The 24,614-nt window shown below is 55.6% G+C and carries 24 protein-coding genes; 3 read left to right on the top strand and 21 right to left on the bottom strand.

Features of this window, described 5'->3' with window-relative positions; translation table 11 throughout:
• Positions 1-33: 33 nt before the first annotated feature.
• The 13 genes from rpoS to cysG all read right to left on the bottom strand — a co-directional run bounded on the left by rpoS (position 34) and on the right by cysG (position 11,034).
• Positions 34-1,026, bottom strand: a complete 993-nt coding sequence (gene rpoS, locus EoCCA6_RS06860) for an RNA polymerase sigma factor RpoS (protein WP_013098493.1) — start codon at positions 1,024-1,026, stop codon at positions 34-36.
• A gap of 59 nt (positions 1,027-1,085) precedes the next feature.
• Positions 1,086-2,210, bottom strand: coding sequence for a murein hydrolase activator NlpD (nlpD, locus tag EoCCA6_RS06865; RefSeq protein ID WP_152082039.1), 1,125 nt, complete (start codon positions 2,208-2,210; stop codon positions 1,086-1,088).
• Positions 2,211-2,325: 115 nt separating this feature from the next.
• Positions 2,326-2,952 (bottom strand): protein-L-isoaspartate(D-aspartate) O-methyltransferase, encoded by a 627-nt coding sequence (locus EoCCA6_RS06870; protein ID WP_152082040.1) that lies wholly within the window; start codon positions 2,950-2,952, stop codon positions 2,326-2,328.
• Positions 2,946-3,707, bottom strand: coding sequence for a 5'/3'-nucleotidase SurE (surE, locus tag EoCCA6_RS06875; RefSeq protein WP_152082041.1), 762 nt, complete (start codon positions 3,705-3,707; stop codon positions 2,946-2,948). The genes EoCCA6_RS06870 and surE overlap by 7 nt, the downstream gene beginning before the upstream one ends.
• A complete protein-coding gene (gene truD, locus EoCCA6_RS06880; RefSeq protein WP_152082042.1) occupies positions 3,688-4,737 on the bottom strand; it encodes a tRNA pseudouridine(13) synthase TruD in 1,050 nt (349 codons plus the stop codon). Before truD ends, surE begins: the two co-directional genes overlap by 20 nt.
• Positions 4,734-5,213: a 2-C-methyl-D-erythritol 2,4-cyclodiphosphate synthase gene (gene ispF, locus EoCCA6_RS06885; RefSeq protein WP_006811766.1), complete on the bottom strand. Its 480-nt coding sequence runs from the start codon at positions 5,211-5,213 to the stop codon at positions 4,734-4,736. Before ispF ends, truD begins: the two co-directional genes overlap by 4 nt.
• The gene (gene ispD, locus EoCCA6_RS06890; RefSeq protein WP_152082043.1) at positions 5,213-5,923 is read right to left on the bottom strand and encodes a 2-C-methyl-D-erythritol 4-phosphate cytidylyltransferase; all 711 of its coding nucleotides are present in this window, start codon (positions 5,921-5,923) and stop codon (positions 5,213-5,215) included. The genes ispF and ispD overlap by 1 nt, the downstream gene beginning before the upstream one ends.
• Before the next feature lie 19 nt (positions 5,924-5,942).
• Entirely contained in the window at positions 5,943-6,254 is a 312-nt protein-coding gene (gene ftsB, locus EoCCA6_RS06895; protein ID WP_003862095.1) for a cell division protein FtsB, read from the bottom strand.
• Between the two features lie 79 nt (positions 6,255-6,333).
• Complete coding sequence (locus tag EoCCA6_RS06900; protein ID WP_152082044.1) at positions 6,334-6,660, bottom strand: DUF3561 family protein; 327 nt, start codon at positions 6,658-6,660, stop codon at positions 6,334-6,336.
• A gap of 58 nt (positions 6,661-6,718) precedes the next feature.
• Complete coding sequence (gene cysC / locus EoCCA6_RS06905) at positions 6,719-7,324, bottom strand: adenylyl-sulfate kinase (RefSeq protein ID WP_152082045.1); 606 nt, start codon at positions 7,322-7,324, stop codon at positions 6,719-6,721.
• Positions 7,324-8,748, bottom strand: coding sequence for a sulfate adenylyltransferase subunit CysN (cysN, locus tag EoCCA6_RS06910; protein ID WP_152082046.1), 1,425 nt, complete (start codon positions 8,746-8,748; stop codon positions 7,324-7,326). Before cysN ends, cysC begins: the two co-directional genes overlap by 1 nt.
• A 9-nt stretch (positions 8,749-8,757) precedes the next feature.
• Positions 8,758-9,666, bottom strand: a complete 909-nt coding sequence (gene cysD, locus EoCCA6_RS06915) for a sulfate adenylyltransferase subunit CysD (protein ID WP_006811770.1) — start codon at positions 9,664-9,666, stop codon at positions 8,758-8,760.
• A gap of 9 nt (positions 9,667-9,675) precedes the next feature.
• On the bottom strand, positions 9,676-11,034 hold the full coding sequence (gene cysG / locus EoCCA6_RS06920; RefSeq protein WP_152082047.1) for a siroheme synthase CysG: 1,359 nt from the start codon (positions 11,032-11,034) through the stop codon (positions 9,676-9,678).
• A gap of 237 nt (positions 11,035-11,271) precedes the next feature.
• Here cysG and EoCCA6_RS06925 point away from each other — a divergent pair, with 237 nt between their 5' ends.
• Complete coding sequence (locus tag EoCCA6_RS06925) at positions 11,272-12,315, top strand: aminopeptidase (protein ID WP_152082048.1); 1,044 nt, start codon at positions 11,272-11,274, stop codon at positions 12,313-12,315.
• Between the two features lie 95 nt (positions 12,316-12,410).
• Here EoCCA6_RS06925 and cysH read toward each other — a convergent pair whose 3' ends face one another.
• The 3 genes from cysH to cysJ form a co-directional block, all read right to left on the bottom strand.
• On the bottom strand, positions 12,411-13,145 hold the full coding sequence (cysH, locus tag EoCCA6_RS06930) for a phosphoadenosine phosphosulfate reductase (protein ID WP_152082049.1): 735 nt from the start codon (positions 13,143-13,145) through the stop codon (positions 12,411-12,413).
• Between the two features lie 76 nt (positions 13,146-13,221).
• Positions 13,222-14,934, bottom strand: a complete 1,713-nt coding sequence (cysI, locus tag EoCCA6_RS06935) for an assimilatory sulfite reductase (NADPH) hemoprotein subunit (RefSeq protein WP_152082050.1) — start codon at positions 14,932-14,934, stop codon at positions 13,222-13,224.
• Complete coding sequence (cysJ, locus tag EoCCA6_RS06940) at positions 14,934-16,739, bottom strand: NADPH-dependent assimilatory sulfite reductase flavoprotein subunit (protein ID WP_152082051.1); 1,806 nt, start codon at positions 16,737-16,739, stop codon at positions 14,934-14,936. Before cysJ ends, cysI begins: the two co-directional genes overlap by 1 nt.
• A gap of 303 nt (positions 16,740-17,042) precedes the next feature.
• On the opposite strand from cysJ, the gene queD reads away from it, so the two are divergent.
• Positions 17,043-17,408: a 6-carboxytetrahydropterin synthase QueD gene (queD, locus tag EoCCA6_RS06945; RefSeq protein WP_167515535.1), complete on the top strand. Its 366-nt coding sequence runs from the start codon at positions 17,043-17,045 to the stop codon at positions 17,406-17,408.
• An 86-nt stretch (positions 17,409-17,494) separates the two neighbouring features.
• Here the strand turns inward: queD and queE are convergent, their stop codons facing one another.
• From queE to EoCCA6_RS06960, 3 genes are read right to left on the bottom strand one after another with little or no spacing between them, the layout of a single operon-like run.
• Positions 17,495-18,166 (bottom strand): 7-carboxy-7-deazaguanine synthase QueE, encoded by a 672-nt coding sequence (gene queE, locus EoCCA6_RS06950; protein WP_148388027.1) that lies wholly within the window; start codon positions 18,164-18,166, stop codon positions 17,495-17,497.
• Between the two features lie 54 nt (positions 18,167-18,220).
• Positions 18,221-18,928, bottom strand: coding sequence for an N-acetylmannosamine-6-phosphate 2-epimerase (locus tag EoCCA6_RS06955; RefSeq protein ID WP_152082052.1), 708 nt, complete (start codon positions 18,926-18,928; stop codon positions 18,221-18,223).
• Positions 18,928-20,487 (bottom strand): maltose/glucose-specific PTS transporter subunit IIC, encoded by a 1,560-nt coding sequence (locus EoCCA6_RS06960; protein WP_152082053.1) that lies wholly within the window; start codon positions 20,485-20,487, stop codon positions 18,928-18,930. The genes EoCCA6_RS06955 and EoCCA6_RS06960 overlap by 1 nt, the downstream gene beginning before the upstream one ends.
• Positions 20,488-20,654: 167 nt before the next feature.
• Between EoCCA6_RS06960 and EoCCA6_RS06965 the strand changes: the two genes are divergently transcribed.
• Positions 20,655-21,479 carry a MurR/RpiR family transcriptional regulator gene (locus tag EoCCA6_RS06965; protein WP_152082054.1) on the top strand — a complete coding sequence of 275 codons (825 nt, stop codon included), beginning with the start codon at positions 20,655-20,657 and terminating at the stop codon, positions 21,477-21,479.
• Positions 21,480-21,531: 52 nt separating this feature from the next.
• Here the strand turns inward: EoCCA6_RS06965 and eno are convergent, their stop codons facing one another.
• Positions 21,532-22,830: a phosphopyruvate hydratase gene (eno, locus tag EoCCA6_RS06970; RefSeq protein ID WP_152082055.1), complete on the bottom strand. Its 1,299-nt coding sequence runs from the start codon at positions 22,828-22,830 to the stop codon at positions 21,532-21,534.
• Positions 22,831-22,912: 82 nt separating this feature from the next.
• Positions 22,913-24,550 (bottom strand): glutamine hydrolyzing CTP synthase, encoded by a 1,638-nt coding sequence (pyrG, locus tag EoCCA6_RS06975; protein WP_152082056.1) that lies wholly within the window; start codon positions 24,548-24,550, stop codon positions 22,913-22,915.
• Positions 24,551-24,614 lie beyond the last annotated feature (64 nt).

Consider the following 24,614-nt stretch of genomic DNA (forward strand, 5'->3'; position numbering starts at 1 on the left):
CTCACGACGGGCCTTTTTTTGACGAAAGGTTGCTTATTCGCGGAACAGCGCTTCGATATTCAGACCTTGTCCCTGCAGAATTTCACGCAGGCGACGCAGACCTTCAACCTGAATCTGACGAACACGTTCACGGGTCAGGCCAATTTCGCGGCCGACATCTTCCAGTGTCGCAGCTTCATACCCCAGTAAACCGAAACGACGTGCCAGCACTTCACGCTGTTTGGCGTTCAGTTCGAACAGCCATTTGACGATGCTCTGTTTCATGTCATCGTCCTGCGTGGTGTCTTCCGGGCCGTTGTCTTTTTCATCGGCCAGGATGTCCAGCAGCGCTTTTTCGGAGTCGCCACCCAGTGGGGTGTCAACCGAGGTAATGCGCTCGTTGAGACGCAGCATACGGCTTACGTCATCAACCGGTTTATCAAGTTGTTCGGCAATCTCTTCTGCACTTGGCTCGTGGTCCAGCTTATGGGACAACTCGCGCGCAGTACGCAGATAGACGTTCAACTCTTTGACGATATGGATCGGCAGTCGGATCGTACGGGTTTGGTTCATAATTGCCCGTTCGATGGTCTGACGAATCCACCAGGTCGCGTAGGTAGAGAAGCGGAACCCGCGTTCCGGGTCAAATTTCTCTACTGCGCGGATGAGACCTAAGTTACCCTCTTCAATCAGATCCAGCAGGGCCAGACCACGATTACCGTAACGACGGGCAATTTTCACGACCAGACGCAGGTTACTTTCAATCATGCGACGGCGCGAGGCAACATCACCACGCAAAGCACGACGTGCGAAATAGACTTCTTCTTCGGCCGTTAACAGTGGGGAGTAACCAATCTCCCCAAGGTAAAGCTGAGTCGCGTCCAGCACACGCTGTGTGGCACCCTGCGATAACAGCTCTTCTTCAGCCAAATCGTTATCACTGGGTTCCTCTTCTACTAAGGCTTTTTCGTCAAAAGCCTCTGCTCCGTTCTCATCAAATTCCGCATCTTCATTTAAATCATGAACTTTCAGCGTATTCTGACTCATAAGGTGGCTCCTACCCGTGATCCCTGAACGAGACACCCTGGCTGGCATGCCCCGTCAAATTATCGCTGCGGCAGATACTGCAGCGGGTTTACGGATTTCCCCTTGTAACGAATTTCAAAATGCAAGCGTGTAGAACTGGTTCCGGTGCTACCCATGGTAGCGATTTTTTGCCCCGCCTTAACTTCTTGTTGTTCCCGGACCAGCATTGTGTCGTTATGGGCGTAGGCACTCAGGTAATCATCATTATGTTTGATGATAATAAGATTACCGTAACCGCGCAGCGCGTTACCGGCATACACAACGCGTCCGTCTGCGGTCGCGATGATAGCCTGTCCCTTACTTCCTGCGATATCGATCCCTTTGTTCCCTCCTTCGGAGGTGGCGAAGTTCTCGATAATCTTGCCGTCAGTCGGCCAGCGCCAGGTAGAGATAGGCGAACTGGAGGTCACGCTGCTGGCAGTCGGTTCGGTAGAGCTAACCACAGGTGCCGTAGCGGGTGCTGTGACAACAGTCGCAGTCCCTTTATTATTCGGCAACATTTTGTTAGCACTCTGATCACCTGAATCCTCAGAATACGTAATTACAGGTTGTGAAGCAACCACCGTGGCGGTTTTTTGTGCAGGCGTGACGCTGTTATTTTGCGCGGTCACATCTGCCGCTGAAACGGTGTTACCAGGGGTAAGTGGTTTACCTGTCGCATTGCCGACCTGGAGCGTCTGACCAACTTCCAGTCCATACGGGGCCTGGACGTTATTTCGCTGGGCCAGATCGCGGAAATCGTTCCCGGTGATCCAGGCGATATAGAACAGCGTGTCACCGCGCTTCACGGTGTAGGTGCTGCCGCCGGTATAGCTGCCTTTCGGAATGTTCCCATACTTGCGGTTGTAGACTATACGGCCATTCTCGGTCTGAACAGGCTGTTCCACTGGCTGGATCTGCGTAGGCTGGGTAACCGGGCGCTGTACCGGCTGAATTTGCGGAGTTTGCTGCGCCGCAGAGGTGCCCATTTTCGGTGGCGGAGTAATTAACATTCCGCTGGACGTGTTACCCGAACTGCTGTTCTCACCGACGGAACTTACAGGCGCAGGCGCGTTATTAGAACTTGTACAACCTGCCAGCCAGAGCGAAACCAGTGATAATGCCGCAACACGGCTGATGGTGAATTTTGGGCTTCCCGCGCTCATTTATCCCCCAGGAATGTGTTAACTACCAGTGACTTAAAATAACCGTGATGGCACGAACCTTTTGCGCCACACCATACGCTGAATTTGCCTTAATAACCCTGGAAAAATCCGAGTCTCAGGCCAGCTCGCCCTTAACCAGGGGCACAAAGCGCACGGCTTCCACAGTATCGATAATAAACTCGCCGCCGCGTCGACGAACGCGCTTCAAAAGCTGCTGTTCATCACCCACAGGCAAAACAAGAATGCCCCCTTCATCCAGCTGCGACAAAAGTGCAGCAGGAATTTCAGGGGGTGCTGCCGTTACGATGATGGCATCAAACGGGGCGCGAGCCTGCCAACCCTGCCATCCATCACCGTGGCGTGTCGAAACATTGTGTAAATCAAGTTGTTTCAGGCGACGACGCGCCTGCCACTGCAAACCTTTAATACGCTCGACGGAGCAAACATGGTGCACCAGATGCGCCAGGATCGCGGTCTGGTAGCCCGACCCGGTGCCAATCTCCAGCACACGGGAGCCCGGCGTTAGCTCCAGGAGCTCCGTCATACGCGCCACCATGTAGGGCTGCGAAATCGTCTGGCCTTGCCCTATAGGCAGCGCCACGTTTTCCCACGCTTTGTGTTCAAACGCCTCGTCTACAAACTTCTCACGGGGAACCTGAGCCAGTGCATCCAGCACATGCTCGTCAGTAATCCCCTGAGCGCGTAGTTGTTCCAGAAGAGTTTGTACACGTTTGCTTACCATTGCGTGCTCACTCCGACACGATCCAGCCAGCCCGATACCACATCATGCGCGCTATACGCGGTTAAATCTACGTGCAACGGCGTAACGGAAACGTACCCTTCGTCCACAGCGGCGAAGTCAGTATCCGGTCCGGCATCACATTTTTCACCAGGCGGTCCAATCCAGTAGAGCGTATTTCCGCGCGGGTCCTGCTGTGGGATCACCTGATCGGCCGGATGACGGCTGCCGCAGCGGGTAACGCGAATGCCTTTGATCTCGTCGAGAGGCAAATCGGGCACATTGATGTTAAGGATACGCCCCGTGCGCAGCGGTTCGCGGCTGAGCGCGCGAAGGATTGAGCACGTCACCGCCGCCGCCGTGTCGTAATGCGTATGGCCGTTTAACGACACCGCCAGCGCCGGAAAACCGAGATGACGCCCTTCCATCGCTGCCGCAACGGTGCCGGAGTAGATTACATCATCGCCGAGGTTCGGCCCGGCATTGATACCCGATACCACAATATCCGGACGCGGGCGCATCAGCGTATTCACGCCCAGGAACACGCAATCGGTAGGCGTTCCCATCTGCACGGCAATATCGCCATTCTCAAAGGTAAAAGTGCGAAGCGACGACTCCAGCGTCAGCGAGTTAGACGCCCCACTGCGGTTACGATCGGGAGCCACGACCTGCACGTCCGCAAATTCGCGAAGGTGTTTAGCCAGCGTCTGAATACCAGGCGCATGGACCCCGTCATCGTTACTCAGCAATATTCGCATAATCACCCGACGTGTTGATAAGTTCCCTGACAACACTGGTGGCAAAGCTACCTGCCGGTAGCCAGAAACGTAACTCAACGGTCACATCATCCCACCAGTTCCAGCTAAGCTGTTGCGGGTAGAGCAGCATCGCGCGGCGTGCTGCTTCGACTTTTTCCCGCACCAGCAATGATTGTAATTCTGGCGCATCCGCCACGGCGGACTGTTCAGCCGCCAGCGCGTCACCCTGCGTTCCCCAGTCACCCGTCCCCGGCATGGCTGCGGTAATCATCAACGCTTTTGCGTCCACGCGCGACTGGGCGTCGGCCATTTCGTCAGCCGTTGCCACAAACCAGCTCCCGCGTCCCGCTAATTGTAGCGCATCGCCGACAACAACTTGATTCGCGTCCGGTTTTTTCAGCCGTTCGCTCACAATCTGATTAAACAACGCACTGCGGGCCGCCGACAACCAAAAACTGCGTTTATTCCTGTCGCGCACCGGCGTATCGCTTTGCGCCCAGCGCAGAGCCCCCTGCAGGTTGCTGCCGCCGATCCCAAAACGCTGCGCGCCAAAGTAGTTCGGCACACCCTGCGCGTTGATAGCCTGTAAACGCTTTTCAACGTCGTCGCGGTTTGTCACTTCACGGAGCACCAGCGTAAAGTTGTTACCTTTGAGAGCGCCCAGACGCAGCTTGCGCTTGTGGCGGGCGTACTCCAGCACTTTACAGCCTTCAAGCTCAAATTTACTTAAATCAGGCATCGCATTGCCGGGCACGCGCGCGCAAAGCCACTGTTCGGTGACCGCGTGCTTGTCTTTTTGCCCGGCGAAGCTCACTTCGCGGGCGTGAATTTTCAGGAATTTAGCCAGCGCGTCGGCCACAAAACGGGTATTGCAGCCGTTTTTAAGAATGCGCACCAGGATGTGTTCGCCTTCACCGTCCGGCTCAAAGCCTAAATCTTCCACCACCACAAAATCTTCGGGACTGGCTTTCAGCAGGCCATGTCCCTGCGGCTTACCGTGCAGGTATGTCAGGTTGTCGAAGTCGATCATTTGGCCGCCTTCACCAGCAGCGCTACGGCTTCACAGGCAATGCCTTCGCCACGGCCGGTAAAGCCCAGTTTCTCGGTGGTGGTCGCTTTAACGTTGACGTCGTCCATATGGCAGCCCAGATCTTCGGCAATAAACACGCGCATCTGCGGAATGTGCGGCAGCATTTTGGGGGCCTGCGCGATGATCGTCACATCAACGTTCCCCAGCGTGTAGCCTTTAGCCTGAATACGACGCCAGGCTTCGCGCAGCAGTTCACGGCTGTCCGCGCCTTTAAACGCCGGATCGGTGTCCGGGAACAGCTTGCCGATATCGCCCAGCGCCGCAGCGCCCAGCAATGCATCGGTCAGCGCATGCAGCGCCACGTCGCCATCAGAATGCGCCAGCAGTCCTTTTTCGTAAGGAATGCGCACGCCGCCAATGATAATTGGGCCTTCTCCGCCAAAGGCGTGTACATCAAAACCGTGTCCAATTCGCATTATGCCTTCTCCTGGTGGGTCGAACGGGTAAGATAAAATTCCGCGAGCTGTAAATCTTCAGGGCGCGTCACTTTTATATTATCAGCGCGCCCTTCAACAAGCTCAGGGTGAAAACCGCAATACTCCAGCGCTGAGGCTTCATCAGTGATGGTTGCCCCTTCGTTAAGGGCTCGCGTTAAGCAGTCGTGGAGTAATTCGCGGGGGAAAAATTGTGGCGTCAGCGCGTGCCAGAGATCGACGCGCTCAACGGTGTGGGCGATAGCCTGTTTACCCGGCTCGGCGCGCTTCATGGTATCGCGCACCGGAGCGGCGAGAATGCCGCCAACCTTGCTGGTCTCACTCAGCGCCAGCAGACGCGCAAGATCGTCCTGATGCAGGCATGGGCGCGCGGCGTCATGCACCAGCACCCATTGTGCGTCTGCTGCGGCATGAATACCCGCCAGCACGGAGTCGGCGCGTTCAGCACCGCCATCAACAACGGTGATGTGCGGATGATTCGCCAGCGGTAGTTCGGCAAAACGAACATCACCCGGACTAATGGCGATAACGACGTGCGTCACCCGCGGGTGCGCCAGCAGCGCCGCCACAGAGTGTTCGAGGATCGTTTTATCGCCAATTGAGAGGTACTGCTTGGGACATTCTGTCTGCATGCGTCGGCCAAAACCCGCGGCCGGCACTACGGCACATACGTCCGAAAAAGTTGCTGCCATGTCGTAATCCTGGGCCTGATTATCGATTGTTTTGTGCTGAGCCCTGATTGCGTTTAGACGCATCCGGAACCAGACGATAAAAGGTTTCGCCCGGCTTAGTCATACTGAGTTCATTGCGTGCGCGTTCCTCAATCGCCTCCTGCCCGCCATTGAGGTCATCAATTTCAGCAAAGAGTTGATCGTTTCGCGCCTTAAGTTTGGCATTTGTTGCCTGCTGAGCCGCGACGTCATCACTTACCCGGCTATAGTCGTGCAGTCCGTTCTTACCGAACCACAGCGAATATTGCAGCCAGACCAGCAAAGCCAGCAACAGCAGCGTTAGTTTACCCATCCTGCCCCCTGAAAAAACGGCATCATCATCCCATAACTTTCCGTTTGACTCTACTCCGGGGTTTTAATTATGTCGCACGTTAGCCCATCAGCCATAAAAACAGCAGACCAAACATCACCACAACGGTCGTCATCGTGATAACCGTACTATACAGGAGCCTGCCATTGAAGAGGGAGTGCAGCGCAATCCCCACCACCACCGCGACAGGCATTAGCGCCAGGAAGAAGGGCCAGGTGTAGAGGAAAAAGAACAGCGTGTTGCCGCCGTATATCAGAAAAGGGATACCCAGCGCGAGTAGCCACGCAAAAAAACCGACAATGGCCCCAGGAAAAGACCAGGTCGTCTCGTCGTCGGTCGCTAACGGCTCCGACCCGGTGGTAATAATGTAATTTTCACTGTTGCGCATAGCTAATCCTGTGACCGTGACTCATCGCTCGGGAAGACAGCGCCCGAACGATACCGTCTCAGGATCTGATAATATCGTCCCGTCTGAGCAGGTCTAATAATTGGCTTACCAAATTTGTTACCAATTGTTGACCTTCCAGGTGAATTTCAGGCGATTCAGGCGCTTCGTATACCGAGTCAATGCCGGTAAAGTTTCGCAGTTCACCCGCGCGGGCTTTCTTATACAGCCCTTTCGGATCGCGTGCTTCGCAAATTTCCAGTGGGGTATCGACAAACACTTCGATAAAGCGATCGTGACCCACGCGCTCACGTACCATCTGACGTTCGGCGCGATGAGGTGAGATAAACGCGGTCAGCACCACCAGCCCGGCATCCGCCATCAGGCTGGCGACTTCACCCACCCGGCGGATATTCTCTTTGCGGTCTTGATCGCTAAACCCTAAATCGCTGCACAGGCCGTGACGCACGTTATCGCCATCCAGCAGGTAAGTGCTTACGCCCTGCTGGTGTAGCGCCTCCTCCAGCGCGCCCGCCACCGTGGATTTACCGGAGCCGGAAAGCCCGGTAAACCACAGCACAACCCCACGGTGGCCGTGGAGTTGCTCACGCTGAGCGACGGTGACCGGATGAGGATGCCAGACGACGTTCTCATCATGGGCGGCCATTACTTGCCTCCCAGCAGATCGCGTGCGCCCCAGTGCGGGAAGTGCTTGCGCACCAGCGCGTTCAGCTCCAGCTCAAAGGCGCTGAATTCAGACACGGCGGTAGCCTGTTCATTTGGCTCACGCACCATGCCAGCCCCAACGGTCACGTTGGTCAGTCTGTCGATAAAGATCAGCCCGCCGGTTACCGGGTTTTGCTGGTACTGATCCAGCACCAGCGGCTCGTCGAAGGTCAGATCCACGAGCCCGATACCATTCAACGGCAGCTCGCTCACTTCACGCCGGGTCAGGTTATTGATGTCCACCTGGAACTGAATGCCATCCACGCGGGCGCGGGTTTTCTTGCCCGCAATTTTAATGTCGTAGCTCTGGCCTGCGGTCAGCGGCTGTTCGGCCATCCACACCACATCTACGGCAGCGCCCTGCACCGCGGTCAGCGTTTCTTGCGCGTCCACCAGCAGATCGCCGCGGCTGATATCAATCTCATCCTTCAGCACCAGGGTGACGGCTTCACCGGCACCGGCTTCCTGTAAATCGCCATCGAAGGTGACGATCCGGGCAATGGCAGATTCCACGCCAGACGGCAGCACTTTCACGCGCTGGCCAACGTGCACCGTTCCGGAAGCGAGAGTCCCGGAGAAACCGCGGAAATCAAGGTTCGGACGGTTAACGTACTGCACCGGGAAGCGCATCGGCTGGGTGTCGACCACACGCTGGATTTCAACGGTTTCCAGCACCTCCAGCAGCGTCGGGCCGCTGTACCACGGCATGCTCGCGCTCTGGGAGGCCACGTTATCCCCTTCCAGTGCTGAGAGCGGTACAAAGCGAATATCCAGATTGCCCGACAGTTGTTCGGCAAAGGTCAGATACTCTTCACGAATACGGTTGAAGGTCTCTTCGCTGTAACCAACGAGATCCATTTTATTGATCGCCACCACCAGGTGTTTGATCCCCAGCAGCGTGGAGATGAAGCTGTGGCGACGGGTCTGATCCAGCACGCCTTTACGGGCGTCGATCAGCAGGATCGCCAGCTCACAGGTCGAGGCTCCGGTCGCCATATTGCGGGTGTACTGCTCATGCCCCGGCGTGTCGGCAATAATAAATTTGCGCTTCTCGGTAGAGAAGTAACGATAGGCCACGTCGATAGTAATGCCCTGCTCGCGCTCCGCCTGCAGGCCATCCACCAGCAGGGCAAGGTCGAGCTTTTCACCCTGCGTACCGTGGCGCTTACTGTCGTTGTGCAGAGAAGAGAGCTGATCTTCATAAATCTGACGCGTGTCGTGCAGCAGGCGGCCAATCAGGGTACTTTTCCCGTCATCCACGCTGCCGCAGGTCAGAAAACGCAGCAGGCTTTTGTGTTGTTGCGCGTGCAGATAGGCTTCAACGCCGCCTTCATTGGCAATTTGTTGTGCAATCGTAGTGTTCATGGCGGCTCCTTAGAAATAACCCTGACGTTTCTTCAGCTCCATGGAGCCTGCCTGGTCGCGGTCAATCACGCGCCCCTGTCGCTCGCTGGTGGTTGATACCAGCATCTCTTCGATGATCTCCGGCAGCGTCTGCGCACTGGATTCCACCGCGCCGGTCAGCGGCCAGCAGCCGAGGGTACGGAAACGCACCATCTGTTTTTTGATCACTTCGCCTGGCTGGAGGTCGATGCGATCGTCGTCGATCATCATCAGCATGCCGTCGCGCTCCAGCACCGGACGCTCAGCCGCCAGATACAGCGGAACGATCTCGATATTTTCCAGGTAGATATACTGCCAGATATCCAGCTCGGTCCAGTTAGAGAGCGGGAAAACGCGGATGCTTTCGCCTTTGTTAATCTGGCCGTTGTAGTTGTGCCACAGCTCCGGGCGCTGGTTTTTTGGGTCCCAGCGGTGGAAACGATCGCGGAAGGAGTAGATACGCTCTTTCGCACGGGATTTCTCTTCGTCACGGCGCGCACCCCCGAAAGCCGCATCAAAACCGTATTTGTTCAGCGCCTGCTTCAGCCCTTCAGTTTTCATAATATCTGTGTGCTTGGCGCTACCGTGGACGAACGGGTTAATACCCATCGCCACCCCTTCCGGGTTCTTGTGCACCAGCAGCTCACAGCCGTAGGCTTTGGCGGTACGGTCGCGGAATTCGTACATTTCGCGGAATTTCCAGCCGGTATCCACGTGCAGCAGCGGGAACGGCAGCGTACCCGGATAAAACGCTTTACGCGCCAGATGCAGCATAACGCTGGAATCTTTACCGATGGAGTACATCATCACCGGGTTAGAGAACTCGGCAGCCACTTCGCGGATAATATGGATGCTTTCCGCTTCGAGTTGCCGCAGGTGAGTAAGTCGTTTTTGGTCCATAACCGTTCCTTAAGCCAGATTCACCACAGAGGAGCCAAACCCCTCTGAGTCTGTTGTATGTTGAAACCAGGCGAGCGTGCTGTGCAGCCGCACCACTTCACCGACCACGATCAGGGCGGGCATCGGGGCGTCTTTCGCCAGGTGTGCAAGGTTTTGTAGTGTGCCGGTAGCAACAGTCTGATCGACGCGCGTACCGCGTGAGATCACGGCCACGGGCGTGGTTGCCTCGCGACCGTGCTGAATAAGCTGTTCGCTGATATCCGCCGCTTTCATCGTGCCCATATAGATGGCAAGCGTTTGTCGGCTTCGGGCGAGATGTGACCAGTCAAACGGCGTGCTGTCGGCTTTGTAGTGGCCGGTTACAAAAGTTACGCTCTGAGCGTAATCGCGATGAGTCAGCGGGATACCGGCATAAGCCGTCACTGCTGACGCCGCTGTGATGCCAGGCACAACCTGGAACGGTACGCCAGCTTCTGCCGCCGCCTGCAGTTCTTCACCGCCGCGGCCAAAGATGAACGGATCGCCACCTTTCAGGCGCACCACGGTTTTGCCCGCTTTCGCTGCGGCAATCAGCATTTGATTGGTGTCGTGCTGCGGCACGGAGTGCTCGCCCGCCCGCTTGCCGACGCAAATTTGTTCCGCGTCGCGACGAATCAGCTCACGCACGGCATCGGTGACCAGATGATCGTAAAAGACGACGTCGGCCTGCTGAATAACCTGCAGGCCGCGCAGGGTGAGTAACCCCGCGTCACCAGGACCTGCTCCCACCAGAATAATTTCCCCCTGCGACGGCTCCGGCTGTGACAACGACGCCTCAAGCACCTGTTCGGCCTCACGTTCATTTCCCGCAGCCATCAGGCTGGCGAAACGACCACGAAAGGCCCGGTCCCAGAAACGGCGACGTCCGTCAGTGGTGTTAACCCGCGCTTTAAGCCGATCACGAAACTGTCCTGCCACTTCGGCCATACGCCCAAGGCGTGGCGGAAGCAGCGCTTCAATCTTCTCGCGCAGCAGACGCGCCAGAACAGGGGCATTTCCGCCGGAGGAGATGGCAACCAACAGCGGCGTTCGATCGACAATCGACGGAAAGATAAACGAGCACAGCGGCGGATCATCCACCACATTCACCAGACGGTGGCGAGCCTGCGCAGCTTCGGAGATCCGGCGGTTAAGTTCACGATCGCTGGTAGCCGCAATCACCAGCACCACCTTGTCGATTTGCGATTCTGCGAAATCCGCGTCTTCGACCACCTGCACCTTCGCACCTGCGCGATGGAGGAATGCGATTTTGCGATCGGCAATTTCGCCCGTACCCACCACCAGTACAGGTCTCTCTTTAATCGCGGCAAATAAGGGCAGAAAGTCCACAAGCTACAACTCACTAACAACCAGGAATAGTGGGACTATAGGGGGCGGCTTAGATCGAATGAAATTACGAATTGGAATGAGTAGTTACTCAATGGAATAACGCCCTGAAAAAGCAAATATCAAAAAGTGCTTAACGTTCGAAATTTCGGGCATTTAAGAGCAATTCAAATTGTGTCTACACGATCACAGTTTCATACTAAGCGAGTTAAAATTTTGCTCTGTTTTTAAGGACTCACTATGTTTTCCGCAACGCGCCACCGATACGCAGCCCTGGCGCTCGGCGTTTGCTTTATCTTTCCGGTTCAGGCAAAAAATCAACCGTATGGTGAAATCGCCAATATGCAGGCGCGGCATATTGCAACAGTATTCCCAGGCCGAATGACCGGAACGCCTGCAGAGATGCTTTCCGCCGACTATATTCGCCAGCAGTTTGCGGAGATGGGCTACCAGAGCGATATTCGCTCATTTCACAGCCGCTACATTTATACCTCACGTAATAAAACGCAAAACTGGCATAACGTGACCGGCAGTACCGTTATTGCGGCACACGAAGGTAAAACCGCGCAGCAGATTATTATTCTGGCGCACCTGGATACCTTCGCGCCGTTGAGCGACACCGATACCGACAATAATCTCGGCGGGCTGACGCTACAGGGAATAGATGATAACGCGGCGGGTCTGGGCGTGATGTTAGAGCTGGCCGAGCGCATGAAAAATATTCCGACGAAATACGGCATTCGCTTTATTGCGACCAGCGGTGAAGAAGAGGGAAAACTCGGCGCTGAGAATCTCCTTAAGCGCATGAGTGCTGAAGAGAAGAAAAATACGCTGCTGGTAATTAACCTCGATAATCTTATCGTGGGCGATAAACTCTATTTCAATAGCGGACAACGTACGCCGAGCAGCGTGCGTAAATTAACCCGCGATCGGGCGCTGGCGATTGCGCGCAGCCACGGAGTTTATGCCACCACCAATCCTGGCGGAAATCCGGATTACCCAAAAGGCACGGGATGTTGTAACGACGGGGAAGTGTTCGATAAAGCCGGTATTCCGGTGCTGTACGTTGAGGCCACCAACTGGACGCTGGGTAAGAAAGATGGCTACCAGCAGCGCGCCAAATCGAAAGCCTTCCCGGACGGGACAAGCTGGCACGACGTGAGGCTGGATAATCTGCAGCACATCGATAGCGCACTGCCGCAGCGGATTGAGCACCGCAGCCGGGATGTGGTGAAAGTGATGCTACCGCTGGTGAAGGAGCTGGCGAAAGCGGGAAAAGCCTGATGTAGTTAAGCCCGGTGGCGGCTACGCCTTACCGGGCCTACGTTTCGTACCTTTGTGGGCCTGGTAAGGCGTAGCCGCCACCGGGCGAAAAGACATCACCCTTCGTGCAACCCGCACTCGCGCTTCAATCCAAAGAATCGCGTCTCTTCTTCCGCCATTCCCGGTTCCCATTTACGCGTGGTGTGGGTATCGCCCACAGACAGATACCCCTGATCCCACAGAGGATGGTACTTCAGCCCATGTTTTTGCAGGTACTGGTACACCGTGCGGTTATCCCAGTCGATAATCGGCAGCACTTTGAATACTCCACGCTGCACCGCCAGCACCGGTAGCGTCGCCCGACTGCCGGACTGCTCACGACGCAGGCCCGCAAACCAGGTCTGCGCGTTCAGCTCTTTCAGCGCCCGGTTCATCGGCTCGACTTTGTTGATCTCATTGTATTTCTCAATGCCTTCAACGCCCTGCTCCCACAGTTTGCCGTAGCGCGCCTCCTGCCAGGCCGCACTCTGCTCTGCGCGGTAGACTTTCAGATTCAGCTTGAGCTTGTCCGTTAGCTCATCGATAAACTGGTAAGTTTCCGGGAACAGATAGCCGGTATCGGTGAGGATCACCGGAATGTCCGGGCGGATCTGATTCACCAGATGCAAACTGACCGCCGCCTGAATACCGAAGCTCGACGAGAGCACATAGTCACCCGGCAGGTTTTCCAGCGCCCACGCCACGCGCCCTTCGGCGTCCAGCTTTTCCAGATGGGCGTTGGTTTCTGCCAGCGCCAGGATGCGTTCGACTTTTGGCAGGTCATTAAGGGCGGTTAGATCGAGTACGGACATAAGAACCTCACTTGCCTGTTTTGCCGGGCGGCACTGCGTTTGCCCGGCCTACAACACCTGTTAAACCGTCGGGATGTTACTCCCAGAAATCCCTTGCGGGATCGAGCACCGGGCGAATGATGCCCGCACGCACCGTAAAGTCGCCGAAGCCTTCACCCGCTTCGCGCTCTTTTGCCCAGCGCCCGACAAGCTCATCGATAGATTCAAGAATTTCCGGTTCCGTGATGTTTTCGCGGTACATACGCGGAATACGTGTGCCCATACGGTTGCCGCCAAGATGCACGTTGTAGCGACCCGGTGCTTTACCGACCAGACCCAGTTCTGCCAGCATCGCGCGGCCGCAGCCGTTCGGGCAGCCCGTCACGCGCATCACGATATGTTCGTCAGGGATACCGTGTTTTTCCAGGATCGTTTCCACTTTGTCGGTGAATGACGGCAGGAAGCGTTCGGCTTCGGCCATCGCCAGCGGGCAGGTCGGGAACGACACGCAGGCCATAGAGTTTTCACGTTGCGGTTTCACCGCATTCATTAACCCGTGATCGCGCGCCAGTTTCTCGATCTTCGCCTTCTGGCTCTCCGGCACACCAGCAATGATCAGGTTCTGGTTAGCAGTAATGCGAAACTCGCCTTTATGGATCTTAGCAATTTCCAGCAGCCCGGTTTTCAGCGGACGGCCGGGATAATCCAGAATGCGGCCATTTTCGATAAACAGCGTCAGGTGCCATTTATTGTCGATGCCTTTTACCCAGCCAATGCGATCGCCGCGACCGGTGAATTCGTAAGGGCGGATCGGTTCAAACTTAATGCCCGCACGACGCTCCACCTCTTCTTTGAACGTCTCAACGCCCACGCGCTCCAGCGTGTATTTGGTTTTCGCGTTTTTACGGTCGGTACGGTTGCCCCAGTCGCGCTGGGTCGTGACCACCGCTTCCGCCACGGCCAGCGTGTGTTCGAGCGGCAGGAAGCCGAACTCGCTCGCGGTACGGGCGTAGGTTTTCTTGTTACCGTGCTCAATGGACAAACCACCGCCCACCAGCAGGTTGAAGCCGACCAGCTTGCCGTTTTCCGCAATCGCCACAAAGTTCATGTCGTTGGCGTGCAGATCGATGTCGTTCTGCGGCGGGATCACCACCGTGGTTTTGAACTTACGCGGCAGGTAGGTCTGGCCGAGGATCGGTTCTTCGTCAGTGGTGGCGACTTTTTCCTGATCGAGCCAGATTTCCGCATAGGCGCGGGTGCGCGGCAGCAGGTGCTCAGAGATCTTCTTCGCCCATTCATAGGCTTCGGCATGCAGCTCAGACTCAAACGGGTTCGAGGTGCAGAGCACGTTGCGGTTCATGTCGTTGGCGGTCGCCAGCGCGTCCAGCCCAACCGAGTGCAGCATCTGGTGTACCGGCTTCACGTTCTTTTTCAGAATGCCGTGGAACTGGAAGGTCTGACGGTTGGTCAGACGGATGCTGCCGTAAATCGTGTTTTCACCGGCAAACTTGTCGATCGCCTGCCACTGTCTGGTGGTGATGATCCCGCCCGGCAGACGGCAGCGCAGCAGCATCGCGTGGCGCGGCTCCAGCTTCTGTTCAGCACGTTCGGCGCGAATATCGCGGTCGTCCTGCTGGTACATACCGTGGAAACGGATCAGCAGGAAGTTGTCGCCTTTGAAACCGCCGGTCAGACCGTCATTTAAATCTTCGGCAATGGTGCCGCGCAGGTAGTTGCTTTCCAGCTTCATGCGTTCGGCGTCAGACAGTTTGCCTTCGACCACCAGTGGGCCTGGATGTTTTTCGCTCATTAGTAGACATCTCGCTGATAACGGCGCTCAACGCGCAGCTCACTTAAAAATTCATCCGCCGTTTCGGCATCCATACCGCCGAATTCGGCAATCACTTCCAGCAACGCCTGCTCAACGTCTTTCGCCATGCGATTGGCGTCGCCGCAGACGTAAATGTGGGCACCATCATTGATCCAGCGCCACAGCTCCGCGCCCTGTTCGCGCAGTTTGTCTTGTACGTATACTTTTTCTTTTTGGTCACGGGACCAGGCCAGATCGATGCGGGTCAGCACGCCCTCTTTCACGTAACGCTGCCACTCCACCTGGTAGAGGAAATCTTCTGTAAAGTGTGGGTTGCCGAAGAAGAGCCAGTTTTTGCCTGGCGCGTCATCTGCGGCACGCTGCTGCATAAAAGCGCGGAACGGTGCAATACCGGTTCCCGGACCAATCATAATGACCGGGGTTTCCGGGTTCGCTGGCAGGCGGAAATTGTCGTTGTGCTCGATAAAGACGCGGACTTCGCCGTCTTCCTCTACGCGGTCAGCCAGGAAGCTCGACGCACCACCCGCACGCGGGCGGCCTTCGATGTCGTAACGCACCACACCGACGGTGATGTGCACTTCGCTTTCCACTTCGGCCTGCGAGGAGGCAATGGAGTAAAGACGCGGTGTCAGCGGACGCAGCAGGCCGATCAGGGCTTCTGCATCCAGCTGAGCTGGCGAGAAACGTACCATATCGACAATTGGCGTCGTTGCCGCGTAATGCTGCAGTTTCGCCTTATCACCCACTAATGGCAGCAGCGATTCGCTGCGCGTTAACGTGGCGTAGTTTTCCACAATATTGGCGGTATTCACCGTCAGCTCGAAATGCCACTGCAGCGCTTCGGAGAGCGGCAGCGTTTTGCCCTCAATGGTGACAGGCTCCGTGCCTTTCAGCCACAGCAGCTCGACCAGCTCTTTCACCAGTGCCGGATCGTTCTGATACCAGACGCCCAGCGCATCGCCAGGCTGATAACGCAGGCCGGAATCACCGAGATCGATCTCAATATGGCGGACGTCTTTTTCCGAATCGCGGCCGGTGATTTTCTGATTCACCGACAGGCTCGCCGCCAGCGGAGCCTCTTTGGTGTAAGGGCTGGTGTGGATCTCATTGACAGTGCCCGCTGCGGTAACGGCGGCCTGTGCTGGCGTCTCTTTCGGGACGCGGGCTTTCAGTATCTCAACGATGCGTGCACGCCATTCCGCGGCAGCCGCCTGGTATTCAACATCCGCATCTACGCGGTCCAGCAGGCGCTCTGCGCCCAGCTCCGCCAGCTTGCTGTCAAAATCTTTACCGGACTGGCAGAAGAATTCATAGGAGGTGTCACCCAGGCCGAATACGGCAAAGGCGGTGCCATCCAGTTTGGGGGCTTTTTTCGAGAACAGGAACTTGTGCAACGCCACCGCTTCTTCTGCGGGTTCACCTTCCCCTTGCGTTGAGGCGACAACCACCAGCAGTTTTTCTGACGCGATTTGCTTAAATTTATACTCCCCGGCATTCACCAGGTTCACGTTCAGTTTGGCGGCGAGCAGGTCATCACGCAGCGCTTCCGCCACGCGGCGGGCGTTGCCCGTTTGTGAGGCGGAGATCAGCGTAATGGCAGGAATTTCAACGGCCGTTGCCGGTGCGCCAGCCACGGCACCAGGCTGCTGGTTGAGCATTCCCCAGAAATAGCCGGAAACCCAGGCAAGCTGAGTGGGTGAAAAATCAGTGGTCGCGGCCTGAAGGCGCGCCAGTTGCTCCGGGTTCAGGGGAAGCAAATTTGAAGGTGGGGCCTGTGTTGTCATGCGTCGTTATGTTCCAGTAGCAAAGCGGACTTTAAGCGAATAAATCCAAACTGAAGATAAGGTTAACGGCGGGGATAATAACAATTAAAGAAGGGATGGAAATAATAAATAACCAAAAGGACTAACCTCTTTTAGTTATCGTTCTTAACGGTAAAACAGATTAATTAACTTGTTGAAATTTAAATAGAATAAATGAATGAAAGGCCTCATAAACGGCGTTCCGGTATCAGAGCCGTTTTAGTTAATGATAAAAATTGTGCTTTCCGGTACTATGCGGCGGTTTTTTCCGCATTACTGAGAGCGATGATGTCCACCACACTGTTTAAAGATTTCACCTTCGAAGCCGCCCATCACCTTCCGCATGTCCCTGAAGGGCATAAATGTGGCCGCCTGCACGGGCACTCGTTTATGGTGCGTCTTGAGATCACCGGTGAAGTCGATCCGCATACCGGTTGGATCATGGACTTTGCTGAACTGAAGGCCGCGTTTAAGCCGACCTACGATCGTCTGGATCACTACTATCTGAATGACATTCCGGGTCTTGAGAACCCGACCAGCGAAGTGCTGGCAAAATGGATTTGGGATCAGATGAAACCGCTGGTGCCGCTGCTGAGCGCGGTGATGATCAAAGAGACCTGCACCGCAGGCTGCGTGTATCGCGGAGAGTAATGCTTGCCGGGTGGCGGCCTCGCCTTACCCGGCCGGCAAAAGCCTCGAACCGCAGGCCCGGTAAGCGCGAGCGCCACCGGGCTTTTTTAGGCAATATTCAGGTACTTGTGCGTCTGCATCGACAACCGCCAGTTGCGGGCGATACAGGTTTCAATGCACAGACGCGTCGCATCGTCTTTCTGGCTGATCGGTTGTAGCGCAATCACGCGCTGTTTTTCGTCCGTCAGCGTCGCCAGCAACTCATCCAGCGCTTCAATATCACGCACGCGGCCGACCGGGTGTTTGATCTCATCTGCACGCTCCAGCGCCTGAGAAAGCACGTCATACCCGCCGCGCATATTCACCTTTGGCGACACCGTCACCCACGTGGAGTGGGAGCAGCGCACTTCATGAGTACCGCTGGTTTCGATCTGACAGCTATAACCGTTTTTTTCAAGCAGTTCGGTCAGCGGCATCAGGTCGTGGATGCAGGGTTCGCCGCCGGTGATCACCACGTGGCGAGCCGTCCAGCCCTGACGACCAATGATGGCCAGCAGATCTTCCGGGCTGCCAGCCCCCCACTTATCACTCTCTTTGGTTTTCGCCAGAATGCTAAACAGCGACACTTCCCGATCTGCGAGTTTATCCCACGTATGTTTGGTATCACACCAGGCACAGCCAACCGGGCATCCCTGTAAACGAATAAAGATAGCGGGAACGCCGGTAAAGTAACCCTCGCCTTGCAGGGTCTGGAACATCTCGTTAATCGGGTACTGCATAGTCATCTCGGTTAAGGGGATAAACGATAAGTATCGCAGATCCCCGCCGGATGGTCATGCTCCATCGGTGCTTTGCGCGCCAATCGCCGCCATAAACCGTTCCGTAATTTGCTGCGGACGGGTGATGGCTCCCCCGACAACCACCGCATGCGCCCCAAGCGCCAGACATCTGGCCGCGCGCTCGGGAGTATCCACGTTGCCTTCGGCAATCACCGGGATCGTGACGGCAGCCAGTACCGCTTTCAGTAACCCGCAGTCATTCTCCGGAAGCGAATGGCCTGCGGTCTCCGCCGTATAGCCGTAAAGCGTGGTCCCAACACAATCAAAGCCGAGTGCCTGCGCCGTCACTGCCTCCTGCACGGTGGAAATATCCGCCATCAGCAGCAGCGAGGGGTAACGGGCGCGGATCTGCGCGACCAACGTTTCCAGAGTTCCCCCACCGGGACGCTTCCGGGCGGTCGCATCCAGCGCGATGATGTCCGGGGTGACCGCCATAAGCTCATCGACTTCCTTCATCGTCGCGGTGATGAACACCTCGCTATCCGGATAGTCCCGTTTGATGATCCCGATGATCGGCAGCGAGACCAGACCTTTAATGGCTTCGATATCCACCACGCTGTTGGCGCGGATCGCCGCAGCCCCGCCCTGCGCCGCCGCCAGCGCCATTCTCGACATAATAAACGGGCTGTGCAGCGGTTCGTTTTCCAGCGCCTGACAGGAGACGACCAGTTTTCCCTTCAGGTTATCCAGTACAGTTTTCATTACGATAAGATCTCTTCCACTTCATTTTTGATAATGGTGACGTGCGGGCCATAAATGACCTGAACACCGTTACCGCGCACGATGACGCCGCGCGCGCCAGTCGCTTTTAATGCCGCTTCATTCACTTTGCTACCGTCTTTCACCGTGACGCGAAGGCGCGTGGCGCAGCAGTCAACGTCATCCAGATTGTCTCTGCCGCCTAATCCGGCAATCACCGCCGTGGCGCGGTCGCTTTGCGGCAGGGTAACCTCGTCAGCCACCGCCTCCTTTTCACGGCCCGGCGTGGCAAAATCAAAACGGTTAATCAGATAGCGGAAGGTGAAGTAGTAAAGGAAGAACCACGGCACGCCCACCAGCGGGACGAACATCCAGTTGGTTTTTGCCTCACCCTGCAGAATGCCGAACAGCACGAAATCAATAAAACCGCCGGAGAAAGTCTGTCCGATGGTGATGTGCAGCATGTGCGCGAGCATGAACGCCAGCCCGTCGAACACCGCATGAATGACGTACAGCACCGGCGCAATAAACAGGAATGAGAACTCGATGGGCTCAGTAATTCCCGTCAGGAAAGAGGTTAACGCCGCTGAAAGCAGCAGCCCCGCAACGCGCTTTTTATTCTCGGGTTTTGCCGTGTGGTACATCGCGAGGCAAGCCCCCAGCAGACCAAACATCATCGTAATAAAGCGCCCGGACATGAAGCGCGATGTGCCCTCATAGAAATGCTGCGTGTTCGGGTCGGCAAGCTGGGCGAAGAAGATCCGCTGTGTGCCCTCAACCAGATGGCCGTTGACGATTTCACTGCCGCCAAGCGCGGTGGTCCAGAACGGAAGATAGAAGATGTGGTGCAGACCAAACGGGCCAAGCATGCGCAGGATGAAGCCATACAGCAGAGTACCCAGATAGCCGGTGGCATCCACCAGCCCGCCGAGGCCAAAGATCAGCTTCTGGAAATGCGGCCAAACTACCGTCATGAGAGCCCCGACGAGTATCGCCGCCAGCGAGCTGATAATGGGGACAAAGCGTGAGCCGCCAAAGAAGCCGAGGAACTGCGGAAGCGCAATTTTGTTGAAGCGATGATGGAGCGCGCAGGTCACCAGTCCAATGACCACGCCGCCGAACACGCCGGTTTCCAGCGTCTGAATGCCCAGCGTCATGCCCTGCCCCACAGCACCCGGATTTTCAAGCGCCAGCTTCCCGGTCAGGATCAGCAGGGCGTTGATGGTGGCATTCATCACCAGAAACGCGAGCAGCGCCGCCAGCCCGGCCGTGCCTTTATCATTTTTGGCCAACCCGACGGCAACCCCAACGGCAAACAGCACGGAGAGATTTGCAAATACAATCGAACCCGCACTGCTCATAATGGTGAAAATGGCCTGCAGCCACGCTACGTCTAAAAACGGATAAGCCGTGAGCGTGTTGGGGTTCGACAGCGCCCCGCCGATCCCCAGTAGCAGCCCCGCCGCAGGCAAAACGGCAATGGGCAACATAAAGGATTTGCCAAAGCGCTGTGCTTTTTCAAACCATCCGCCGGAAGAAGCTCCGCTGAACATGTGCATCATTTTTTCATCCCCCTGGTATAATGATGAAAATTTTTACCACCATTTAATGATAAAGTGAAAATTACCATCAAAAACCAGGAAGCGGATCATACTTTTTCGAAATGACTGGCATCTTTCCCCCGCTTTCCGCCACACTAGCCGACAGAGAAACGTATTAAGGATCTAGCATGTCAGACCATGAAAACCTGCTGCTGAAGCTACGCCAGGAGGCTTCCGGGTATAGCCCTACACAACAAAAACTGGGGGAGTTTGTTCTCAACGATCCTGCGCGGGTGCTCTACCTGACGATCACCGAGCTGGCGCGTGAGAGCCAAACCAGCGAGGCCAGCGTGACGCGTCTTTGCCGGACGCTGGGGTGTAAGGGATATAACGAATTCAAAATGGCGCTGGCGCTGGATATTCAGCAGGGTCAGCCCGCACGTCAGGCCGGGGATGAAATTGATAACGTGGTGGATGAGTCGGTGCAGGCTCTGCAGGATACCGCCAGACTCCTCGACAGAACGCTGCTGGAAAAAGCGGCGCTGGCACTGCATCAGGCGAAGTCGGTGCAGATTTATGGGGTAGCAGCCAGCGCGATCCTTGGTGAGTATCTGCACTATAAGCTGTTGCGACTGGGCAAACCTGCACAGCTTTTTAGCGATATGCACCGCGCAGCCATGAATGCGACAACGCTCTCTAAAGAGACGCTGGTTGTGGCCATTTCAAGCTCTGGCTCAACGCGGGACTTACTCCATGTCGTGAAACTTGCGCGCAAACGCGGTGTTCAGGTTCTGGCGCTCAGCAATACGCCACGAAGTCCTCTGGCTTCCCTTAGCGATATGCAACTGGTTGCAGCCAAACCAGAGGGGCCACTCAGCGCGGGGGCGCTCAACGCTAAAGTTGGTGTCATGCTGCTGGTCGAGTTGCTTACCACTTCACTTATCGCAATCGATAGCCATTACGGTGACGTTAGCCAGCAAACCGCCAGCGCCACGTTGCCGCTTCTGCTATAGAAAATAAAAAACCCGCCGAAGCGGGTTTTTTTAGAAGAACGAAAGTTCAGGTTTATGCCTGGCCTTTGATCTCTTTACGGCCGTTGTATGGTGCTTTTTCGCCCAGCGCTTCTTCGATACGAATCAGCTGGTTGTATTTAGCAACACGGTCAGAACGGCTCATAGAACCGGTTTTGATCTGGCCTGCAGCAGTACCCACAGCCAGGTCAGCGATGGTCGCGTCTTCAGTTTCGCCAGAACGGTGAGAGATAACAGCGGTGTAGCCAGCGTCTTTCGCCATCTTGATTGCAGCCAGCGTTTCGGTCAGAGAACCGATCTGGTTGAATTTGATCAGGATGGAGTTAACGATGCCCTTCTCGATGCCTTCTTTCAGGATCTTGGTATTGGTTACGAACAGGTCATCACCAACCAGCTGGATTTTGTCGCCCAGCACTTTGGTCTGGTATGCGAAACCATCCCAGTCAGACTCGTCCAGACCGTCTTCGATAGAAACGATTGGGTACTGTTTGGTCAGGTCTTCCAGGAAGTGGGTGAACTCTTCGGAGGTGAACGCTTTGTTGCCTTCGCCAGCCAGAACGTATTTACCGTCTTTGTAGAATTCAGACGCTGCACAGTCCATCGCCAGGGTGATGTCTTTGCCCAGCTCGTAGCCAGCAGCTTTAACCGCTTCAGCGATAACAGCCAGTGCTTCTGCGTTAGAACCCAGGTTTGGCGCGTAGCCACCTTCGTCACCCACAGCAGTGTTCATACCTTTAGCTTTCAGAACTTTAGCCAGGTTGTGGAACACTTCAGAACCCATACGTACAGCTTCTTTCAGGGATTTCGCGCCAACTGGCTGAATCATGAATTCCTGAATATCAACGTTGTTGTCTGCGTGCTCACCACCGTTGATGATGTTCATCATTGGTACAGGCATGGAGTATTTGCCTGGGGTGCCGTTCAGTTCAGCGATGTGTTCGAACAGTGGCATGCCTTTAGCGGCAGCGGCTGCTTTGGCGTTCGCCAGGGAAACCGCCAGGATTGCGTTCGCACCGAAGTTAGATTTGTTTTCAGTACCGTCCAGATCGATCATGATCTTGTCGATGCCAGCCTGGTCTTTAGCGTCTTTACCCAGGATTGCCTGAGCAATAGGACCGTTTACAGCGCCAACAGCTTTCAGTACGCCTTTGCCCAGGAAGCGGGATTTGTCGCCATCGCGCAGTTCCAGCGCTTCGCGGGAACCAGTAGAAGCACCTGATGGAGCAGCTGCCATACCGACGAAACCACCTTCCAGATGAACTTCAGCTTCAACGGTCGGGTTACCACGGGAGTCGATGATTTCACGACCGATGACTTTAACGATTTTGGACATTAGATTTTCCTCAGTACAAGTTAAACTAAAACTCCAGACAAACAACGCGTACCAAAGGTACGCGTTGCCGTTCTAACTTTTTTTACTTCGCCTGACGCTTCTGGTACTCGCTGGCGGCTTTCACAAAGCCTGCAAACAGCGGATGTCCGTCACGTGGCGTTGAAGTAAATTCCGGGTGGAACTGGCAGGCAACGAACCACGGATGGTTTGGCACCTCGATGATCTCGACTAACTGATCATCCCCGGAACGGCCCGCAACACGCAGACCCGCAGCTTCAATTTGTTTCAACAACATGTTGTTGACTTCATAGCGGTGACGATGGCGCTCGGTGATCACCGGCTCGCCATACAGCTTACGAACCACGCTATCGTCAGACAGCTGGCAGGCCTGTGCGCCAAGACGCATTGTGCCACCCAGATCGCTCTTCTCGGTACGGACTTCGACGTTACCTTCTTCGTCACGCCATTCAGTGATAAGCGCCACTACAGGGTACTTACAGTCTGGCACAAATTCCGTAGAGTTCGCGTTTTCCATGCCCGCTACGTTGCGCGCAAATTCGATCAGCGCAACCTGCATACCCAGGCAGATACCGAGGTATGGAATATTGTTTTCACGCGCATAGCGCGCGGTGGCGATCTTGCCTTCCACACCACGGTAGCCGAAGCCGCCAGGGATCAGAATAGCATCCAGATCTTTCAGAATTTCCACGCCACGTGTTTCAACATCCTGCGAATCAATCAGCTTGATGTTCACGGAGACGCGGTTCTTCAGACCGCCATGTTTCAGCGCTTCGATAACGGACTTATAGGCATCCGGCAGTTCAATGTACTTGCCGACCATACCGATAGTCACTTCACCCGCCGGATTCGCTTCTTCATAGATAACCTGTTCCCATTCAGACAGATTAGCTTCCGGACAGTTCAGGCTGAATCGTTTACAAATATAATCGTCCAGGCCCTGTGATTTCAACAGGCCTGGGATTTTATAAATGGAATCGACATCTTTCATTGAAATAACGGCTTTTTCTGGCACGTTACAGAACAATGCAATTTTCGCACGCTCGTTCGCCGGAACCGCACGATCGGAGCGGCAAACCAGGATATCTGGCTGAATACCAATAGAGAGCAGTTCTTTAACAGAGTGCTGAGTCGGTTTGGTTTTCACTTCACCTGCGGCTGCCATGTATGGCACCAGCGTCAGGTGCATGAACAGCGCGTGTTCACGACCAATATCTACCGCCAGCTGACGAATCGCTTCCAGGAACGGCAGGGATTCGATATCACCTACCGTACCGCCGATTTCAACCAGCACCACGTCATGCCCTTCGCCACCGGCAAGGACGCGTTCTTTGATGGCGTTAGTGATGTGTGGGATAACCTGAACGGTCGCGCCCAGATAGTCACCGCGGCGCTCTTTACGCAGAACGTCGGAATAGATGCGGCCAGTCGTAAAGTTGTTACGACGGGTCATTTTGGTGCGGATGAAACGCTCGTAGTGGCCAAGATCCAGATCGGTTTCAGCGCCGTCTTCAGTAACGAACACTTCCCCGTGTTGGATTGGGCTCATGGTGCCCGGATCGACGTTGATGTACGGGTCCAGTTTCATCATGGTCACATTGAGGCCACGGGCTTCAAGAATGGCTGCGAGGGAGGCTGCGGCAATGCCTTTACCCAGAGAGGATACGACCCCGCCGGTCACAAAAATATAGTTCGTTGTCATGCTGAACCTGAGAAGTTAGGGTGAAACGATGGAATAACCAGGACGGGAAAGTAGTATACCCGAA

This window comes from Enterobacter oligotrophicus (assembly GCF_009176645.1).
Taxonomy (GTDB): domain Bacteria; phylum Pseudomonadota; class Gammaproteobacteria; order Enterobacterales; family Enterobacteriaceae; genus Enterobacter; species Enterobacter oligotrophicus.

Coding starts and splice junctions, on each gene's coding strand:
- EoCCA6_RS06955 (WP_152082052.1), bottom strand. CDS start 18,928: ATGAAAACTGTACTGGATAACCTGAAGGGAAAACTGGTCGTCTCCTGT.
- EoCCA6_RS06870 (WP_152082040.1), bottom strand. CDS start 2,952: ATGGTAAGCAAACGTGTACAAACTCTTCTGGAACAACTACGCGCTCAG.
- pyrG (WP_152082056.1), bottom strand. CDS start 24,550: ATGACAACGAACTATATTTTTGTGACCGGCGGGGTCGTATCCTCTCTG.
- ispD (WP_152082043.1), bottom strand. CDS start 5,923: ATGGCAGCAACTTTTTCGGACGTATGTGCCGTAGTGCCGGCCGCGGGT.
- cysI (WP_152082050.1), bottom strand. CDS start 14,934: ATGAGCGAAAAACATCCAGGCCCACTGGTGGTCGAAGGCAAACTGTCT.
- cysD (WP_006811770.1), bottom strand. CDS start 9,666: ATGGACCAAAAACGACTTACTCACCTGCGGCAACTCGAAGCGGAAAGC.
- queD (WP_167515535.1), top strand. CDS start 17,043: ATGATGTCCACCACACTGTTTAAAGATTTCACCTTCGAAGCCGCCCAT.
- cysH (WP_152082049.1), bottom strand. CDS start 13,145: ATGTCCGTACTCGATCTAACCGCCCTTAATGACCTGCCAAAAGTCGAA.
- rpoS (WP_013098493.1), bottom strand. CDS start 1,026: ATGAGTCAGAATACGCTGAAAGTTCATGATTTAAATGAAGATGCGGAA.
- EoCCA6_RS06960 (WP_152082053.1), bottom strand. CDS start 20,487: ATGATGCACATGTTCAGCGGAGCTTCTTCCGGCGGATGGTTTGAAAAA.
- cysN (WP_152082046.1), bottom strand. CDS start 8,748: ATGAACACTACGATTGCACAACAAATTGCCAATGAAGGCGGCGTTGAA.
- eno (WP_152082055.1), bottom strand. CDS start 22,830: ATGTCCAAAATCGTTAAAGTCATCGGTCGTGAAATCATCGACTCCCGT.
- cysJ (WP_152082051.1), bottom strand. CDS start 16,739: ATGACAACACAGGCCCCACCTTCAAATTTGCTTCCCCTGAACCCGGAG.
- EoCCA6_RS06925 (WP_152082048.1), top strand. CDS start 11,272: ATGTTTTCCGCAACGCGCCACCGATACGCAGCCCTGGCGCTCGGCGTT.
- surE (WP_152082041.1), bottom strand. CDS start 3,707: ATGCGAATATTGCTGAGTAACGATGACGGGGTCCATGCGCCTGGTATT.
- nlpD (WP_152082039.1), bottom strand. CDS start 2,210: ATGAGCGCGGGAAGCCCAAAATTCACCATCAGCCGTGTTGCGGCATTA.
- EoCCA6_RS06965 (WP_152082054.1), top strand. CDS start 20,655: ATGTCAGACCATGAAAACCTGCTGCTGAAGCTACGCCAGGAGGCTTCC.
- ispF (WP_006811766.1), bottom strand. CDS start 5,213: ATGCGAATTGGACACGGTTTTGATGTACACGCCTTTGGCGGAGAAGGC.
- ftsB (WP_003862095.1), bottom strand. CDS start 6,254: ATGGGTAAACTAACGCTGCTGTTGCTGGCTTTGCTGGTCTGGCTGCAA.
- cysC (WP_152082045.1), bottom strand. CDS start 7,324: ATGGCCGCCCATGATGAGAACGTCGTCTGGCATCCTCATCCGGTCACC.
- queE (WP_148388027.1), bottom strand. CDS start 18,166: ATGCAGTACCCGATTAACGAGATGTTCCAGACCCTGCAAGGCGAGGGT.
- truD (WP_152082042.1), bottom strand. CDS start 4,737: ATGATCGACTTCGACAACCTGACATACCTGCACGGTAAGCCGCAGGGA.
- EoCCA6_RS06900 (WP_152082044.1), bottom strand. CDS start 6,660: ATGCGCAACAGTGAAAATTACATTATTACCACCGGGTCGGAGCCGTTA.